The organism is Synechococcus sp. R8-2, assembly GCF_047461715.1.
GTDB lineage: Bacteria > Cyanobacteriota > Cyanobacteriia > Thermostichales > Thermostichaceae > Thermostichus.
In genome coordinates this window covers 1-2120 of record NZ_JANSHQ010000676.1, presented here as the reverse complement: position 1 = coordinate 2120, position 2120 = coordinate 1, and the positions used below count along the sequence as shown (strand labels likewise).

Genomic DNA, 2120 nt, shown 5'->3' with positions numbered 1-2120 from the left:
AGCAGCGGGTGGCCATTGCCCGTGCCCTGGCTTTGCGGCCCAAAGTGTTGTTGTTGGATGAGCCATTTGGCGCTTTGGATGCGCTCACGCGCGGGAACTTGCAAGAGCAGTTAATTCGCATCTGTGAAGAACATCAGATGACCACTCTCATGGTCACCCACGATGTGGACGAAGCGGTTCTTCTGTCAGATCGTGTGGTCATGCTCACCAATGGGCCGGGATCCCGAATTGGGAACATTTTGACCATTGACATTCCTCGGCCCCGCCGTCGGCTGGATGTGGTCAACCATCCCAGCTACTACAGCTACCGCAGCGAGATCATCTACTTTTTGAACCAACAAAAACGGATTAAGCAATGGCGTGCTCGCCGAAGCACTGTGGTGGCCAGGCATGGCTTGGAAAAGATCAACCTGGAGATTGGCTTTGTGCCCCTCACTGCCTGTGCTCCCTTGGCTGTAGCTAAAGAAAAAGGGTTTTTTGCCAAACACGGCTTGGAAGAAGTGAATTTGGTGCGGGAAACCAGTTGGCGAGGGATCCAAGACGGCATTCAGGGAGGTTATCTGGATGCGGCCCAAATGCCCGCCGGTATGCCGGTGTGGATGTCTTTGGGCGGAGGGGATAACCCGCCTCAGCCGGTGGTTACTGCCCTCACCTTGACCCGCAACGGCAATGCCATCACCTTGCATAAGCGGTTCTACGAGCAAGGGATCCACACCCTCAGCCAGTTGAAGGCTTACATCCTGGATAGTCCCAGCCGTCGGCTCACCTTTGGAGTGGTGCATCCCAGCTCTATGCACAATTTGCTGTTGCGCTACTGGCTGGCAGCCGGTGGGATCCACCCGGATCATGACGTGGTGCTGAAAACGCTGCCCCCGGCTCAGATGGTGGCCAACCTAACAGCCGGCAACATCGATGGCTACTGTGTGGGAGAGCCCTGGAATTTGCGGGCAGCCCTGGAGGGCAGTGGCTTTACGGTGGCTACAGACCTGGAGATTTGGCCGGGCCATCCCGGCAAAGTGTTGGGGGTGCGAGAAGATTGGGCCAGAGCCTACCCCAACACCCACATTGCCTTGGTCAAAGCGCTGTTGGAAGCCTGCCGCTACTGTGAAGACCCGGCCCATCACGACGAGATTCGCGAGCTGCTCAGCCGCCGCGCCTACCTGAGCACCGACCCCTCCTACATTCATCTGGGGGATCCCCAGCGTCTGATCTGTGACTTGGACAGGCCGATGCGGGAATATGCCCACCACCGCTTCTTTCTCGGAGCCGGCAACCGTCCCAGCCGCACCGAGCATCTGTGGATGATGACCCAAATGGCCCGCTGGGGGGAGCTGCCCTTCCCCCGCAACTGGGTGGAGATCGTGGAGCGGGTGTGTCAGGTGGGGGTATTCAGTACGGCAGCCCGCGAGCTGGGGCTGGATGTGTCTTACCAGCGGCAGCCCATTCAGTTGTTCGACGGGATCCCTTTTAATGGTGAGGATCCCCTGGCCTACCTCAACAGTTTGGCGATTAAGCACGATATTTATGTAGCCGAGGTTGCCTTAGATCGTCGTCCTGTGTTGCTCTAGATACCCACTTGGGCGCCCTTGCAAACGCACATTCCCCGTTGTGAGAAAATCATGAGTTGGAGCACCCTACGATGACTGCCCTCTTGACAACCTCTACCCCAGCGAACGTAGCTGCAGAACCCTACCTAAGCCTTGAGAATGTCAGCAAGACCTACTCAACTCCCAAGGGGGATTATCCCGTCTTGCGAGATATCAACCTCAGTGTGAACGAGGGAGAGTTTGTCTGCTTGGTTGGGCATTCCGGCTGTGGCAAAACCACCCTGCTGAATATGGTTTCCGGATTTGCCCAGCCCACCAGTGGCTCGGTGAAGCTGAAAGGGCAGCCGATTACAGCTCCTGGCCCGGAGCGCATGGTAGTGTTTCAAGGGTATGCCCTGTTGCCTTGGCTCACGGTTTATGAAAATGTTTATTTGGCTGTTCGGTCGGTATTTCCCCAAAAGAGCCAGTCGGAAAAGCATCGAATTGTGGAAGAACATTTGGATTTGGTGGGGCTGGGGGAAGCCGCTCAGAAATATCCCTCGCAAATTTCGGGAGGGATGAAACAGCGGGTAG

Annotated in this window: 2 protein-coding genes; both read left to right on the top strand. The window is 56.6% G+C overall.

The features are described 5' to 3' along the window. A partial coding sequence (locus NW819_RS13790) for an ABC transporter substrate-binding protein (protein ID WP_414414099.1) occupies positions 1–1568 on the top strand: 1568 nt, incomplete at its 5' end. A gap of 71 nt (positions 1569–1639) precedes the next feature. After that, a partial coding sequence (locus NW819_RS13785; RefSeq protein ID WP_414414098.1) for an ABC transporter ATP-binding protein occupies positions 1640–2120 on the top strand: 481 nt, incomplete at its 3' end.